Here is a 3,664-nt window from a genome sequence, read left to right as displayed (position 1 = left end):
GACTCAGAAAATATCGATGTAGACATGGGCGAAGAATCGACGCGGACCTTGCAGACCAACCAGGCTGGCGAGTGGCGTGATTTTACGATCGTGCTGACCCAGTGCAGTACGGAAACCCTGAAGGATGTGGTGGTGAGTTTTTCCGGAAAGGAGGACACCGCGCTGGCGGGGCGGCTGGCGATCGACTCCAGCTCGGTCGCCAAGGGCGTTGCCATCGGTATTTATCGTGCCGACCAACTGCTGCCCCTTAACGGCAAGACGAGCCAGATCCCTTTGTTTGACGGTGATAACCGTCTGGATTTTCGTGCCCGTCTGGAAACGGTCAGCGTTGAATCATTAGCCGCCGGCAGCTACAGCGCGACCGCGCATTTCACGCTGAGTTATCAATAAGCGCACCGTTATTTATCCACATTCGTCCGGGCCGATTCTGTGTCCGGCGATGAGTCTGCACATACATGGGAAAAGGGGATGAGTCAGATGAAATTATTCTTGGTAACGTCATGCTATTTGTACTATCCCGCGGTCCAGCACGCGTTGAGCGAATACGGACGACCGCAGGACTATCGGCTGGATTATCTGTTGCTGAAAGCGGAGGACGAGGCCATTACCGAGATACCGGACTGGCCGCGCGTCGATCGCCTGATTTTCCTTTTGCAGGATGTTGGCGATCTGGTTCGTTTCTTGCGTTTTGCTTCCGATATCAGCAATACCCTGTATATGAATAAAGATCGGCTGCTTATCATCGGTAAAGGCAACCTCCTGAAACTGCTGTCGATGTGCTACCACAATATCGACTCGGTGCTGTTCCCGCTGGACGGTTGCTCCATGCACCAGCTTGGCGCTTTTCTCAATGAACGCGTTCATCTGGGGGAGGGCTGTGAGCGGGAACGAATCAAGTCGCGGCTGGCTAGGGGACAAATGTGGGGATTTATCAGTCTGCTTTCCGGTCGCGGCGCCAGATATGAAGCGCAAGAAACGAATAAAAGCGTCAAAACTCTTTATGCCCAGCGGCAGAAGTCGCTGATCAAACTGAATTGCTGTAAACATCGCGATATCTACCCATTACTCTAAGCGTTAAGCGTACACCGAAGCGGCGCGGGCCGGTCAGCGCCCGTCGCCTCGCTCCCCCCGCAAGGCCGAAATGCACCGTCGGCAGATAGGAAAGAATTTTTCATAGGTATCCATTATACTGCGCGCTTGTTTCATAACCCCTGACAACGTGTAAGCACTATGAGCAATAACGTCATCTCTCCGGAATTTGATGAAAATGGTCGTCCTTTGCGGCGTATTCGCAGTTTCGTTCGTCGCCAGGGGCGATTGACCAAAGGGCAACAACAGGCGCTGGACAACCTATGGCCGGTCATGGGCGTGGAGTATCAGGACCACGCGCTGGACTTTACCGCACTGTTCGGACGCGATGCGCCGGTGGTGCTGGAAATCGGTTTCGGCATGGGCGCCTCGCTGGTCACCATGGCGGAACAGAACCCGGAACAGAACTTCCTGGGCATCGAAGTGCACCTGCCTGGCGTGGGGGCCTGTCTGGCGTCCGCTCAGGAGGCCGGGATCGATAACCTGCGCGTGATGTGCCACGATGCGGTGGATGTGCTGGATAACATGATCCCCGCCGGATCGCTGTCCATGGTGCAGCTGTTCTTCCCGGATCCGTGGCACAAGGCCCGGCACAACAAGCGGCGCATCGTGCAGCCGCCGTTTGCCGAGCTGGTGCGCAGTAAACTGAACATCGGTGGTGTGTTCCATATGGCGACCGACTGGGAACCTTATGCGGAGCACATGCTCGAAGTGATGGGGGCGCTTGACGGTTATCGCAACCTGTCTGACAGCCAGGACTATGTACCGCGTCCGGCGTCACGCCCGTTAACGAAATTTGAAGCCCGTGGCCAGCGTTTAGGTCATGGTGTTTGGGATCTCATGTTTGAGAGGAAAGAGTAATGGCGATTAATCGCAGCCGACGTTTACGTAAAAAGTTACACATTGAAGAGTTCAAAGAACTGGGTTTCTCCGTTAGCTTCCGCTTTGCGGAAGGGACATCGGTAGACGCTATCGACGGGCTGCTGGATCGCTTTGTTGACGATGTGATCGAACCTCGCGGTCTGGCTTTTGAAGGCAGCGGCTACCTGCAGTGGCAGGGACTGGTTTGCCAGCAGAAACTGGGCAACTGCACTGACGAACACCGTCAGCTGGTCAAAGAGTGGCTGGAGTCTCAGCAGTTGAGCGACGTGACCGTCAGCGACCTGTTCGACATCTGGTGGGATCTGCCGCCGAACCTTGGCTAAAGCGCAAGCGCGTGGCGGCAGGCTGACGGTTTTCACCTTCGCTCCTGCGCCTTTACTGCTATCGTTGAGGCGCCTGTTGGGCGCCCTTTTTTTCAGGAGTCACTATGTTGTTGCGTAATCTCGTCTTCGGTGCACTGATTCTTTTTACCTGGCAGGCGCGGGCGGAGTACCAATGCCCGGTCCAGCCGCAGGATGACATTATCATCACTCCGCAAAGCGTGAAGGTGGTGGGCGCCAGCGGTAACCTACAATTCTCGCCGGAAGGAAACGTGGTCAAAGATAACCGCGAACTGACCCTGACGTCGGAACAGCGGCGACAGGCCAGAGAATATCAGGCGGAACTGCGCGAGCAGTTGCCGTGGATAGATGCGGGCGCGCAACAACATCTGGAAAAGGCGCGTCAGTCGCTGGATAAGGTTATCGTCCAGCAGCTCGGCAGCGACAGCAACGTCCGTGGCCGTCTGACTACGCTTAACACCCAGCTCAAACAGCAGATGAACCGCATCATTGAGCACCGTCCTGATGGGCTGGCTTTCCACCATCAGGCCATTAAGCAGGTTGAGCAGGATGGTCGCCAGATTGTGCAGCAGACGCTGGGTGGCGTTCTGCAGGACAGCCTGAATGAGATGGGCGTCAAACAGATGGCGAACGGCGGCGGCGGTAATCCGTTGCAGGCCGTAATGGGCAATCTGGGCGGGTTGCAGCAGGCGATCCAAACGGAGTGGAACAATCAGGAAATGGATTTTCAACGCTTCGGACGCGACGTTTGCCAGCGTGTAACCGGTCTGGAACAACAGCGTAAAACGTTGCTCAAGACCCTGCCTTAACGGGCACAAGATGACGGGGCTGCTCGCCCCGTTTCTTTTTTCGCGTATTAACGCACGGCTTGCCTCTCTGGTTTTACCTCCTGACTCTCTTGATCTCTTCGCCTTTTTCCCTTGAGTGAAGCGCTTGGTGTGCCTTATCCAATACCGTAAGGATTACGTAAAGAAAGCGTCTTGTTCTCGTTATTGGATGCCCGATTCTTTCCTATAATGGCCGCTGCAGCGATGAGATTGCATGGATGCAGCGGTAGTGTGAAAGGCGTTTTCGTTTGTCGCGGGCACATCGCATCATTGCCTCGCGTAACCTGACTCATTCCTCTGGCTCACCCCGGTTCCTGCGCCACTTTCTTCACCGAGAAGGAAGTCGTGCGTGACCCGCATTTCGTACAACGTCATTTCTGTTTTCATGGCAACCGCCCGGCGCGTCTCCCACGTAAGGGGGGTACACCGGGGGATGCCGTGTGAACCGCCGCGTGCGCGGCCTCACCATAACGTCAACGTTTCACAGGGAGCTGTCTATGAAGGGAACTCGTAACCCGCATCGTG

5 protein-coding genes are annotated in these 3,664 nt (G+C 55.7%); all 5 read left to right on the top strand.

Annotated features, from left to right (window positions below):
* Positions 1-390: fimbrial protein (locus Q7O77_RS15575; RefSeq protein ID WP_304169431.1), on the top strand; the 390-nt coding region annotated here is incomplete at its 5' end.
* Positions 391-477: 87 nt separating this feature from the next.
* A complete protein-coding gene (locus Q7O77_RS15570; protein WP_304169428.1) occupies positions 478-1,071 on the top strand; it encodes a hypothetical protein in 594 nt (197 codons plus the stop codon).
* Positions 1,072-1,230: 159 nt separating this feature from the next.
* The gene (trmB, locus tag Q7O77_RS15565; RefSeq protein WP_085651503.1) at positions 1,231-1,950 is read left to right on the top strand and encodes a tRNA (guanosine(46)-N7)-methyltransferase TrmB; all 720 of its coding nucleotides are present in this window, start codon (positions 1,231-1,233) and stop codon (positions 1,948-1,950) included.
* On the top strand, positions 1,950-2,294 hold the full coding sequence (locus Q7O77_RS15560) for a YggL family protein (RefSeq protein WP_085651502.1): 345 nt from the start codon (positions 1,950-1,952) through the stop codon (positions 2,292-2,294). Before trmB ends, Q7O77_RS15560 begins: the two co-directional genes overlap by 1 nt.
* A 104-nt stretch (positions 2,295-2,398) precedes the next feature.
* Positions 2,399-3,121 (top strand): DUF2884 domain-containing protein, encoded by a 723-nt coding sequence (locus tag Q7O77_RS15555; protein ID WP_304169424.1) that lies wholly within the window; start codon positions 2,399-2,401, stop codon positions 3,119-3,121.
* The last annotated feature ends 543 nt before the right edge of the window (positions 3,122-3,664 follow it).

The organism is Lonsdalea britannica, assembly GCF_946477055.1.
In the GTDB taxonomy this organism is placed as follows: domain Bacteria; phylum Pseudomonadota; class Gammaproteobacteria; order Enterobacterales; family Enterobacteriaceae; genus Lonsdalea; species Lonsdalea britannica_A.
The sequence above is the reverse complement of the archived record's forward strand: the minus strand, read 5'-3'. Positions and strand labels throughout refer to the sequence as shown.

Bases quoted from the DNA above. Each gene is read 5' to 3' on its own strand.
- Q7O77_RS15570 (WP_304169428.1), top strand. From the start codon at position 478: ATGAAATTATTCTTGGTAACGTCATGCTATTTGTACTATCCCGCGGTC.
- trmB (WP_085651503.1), top strand. From the start codon at position 1,231: ATGAGCAATAACGTCATCTCTCCGGAATTTGATGAAAATGGTCGTCCT.
- Q7O77_RS15560 (WP_085651502.1), top strand. From the start codon at position 1,950: ATGGCGATTAATCGCAGCCGACGTTTACGTAAAAAGTTACACATTGAA.
- Q7O77_RS15555 (WP_304169424.1), top strand. From the start codon at position 2,399: ATGTTGTTGCGTAATCTCGTCTTCGGTGCACTGATTCTTTTTACCTGG.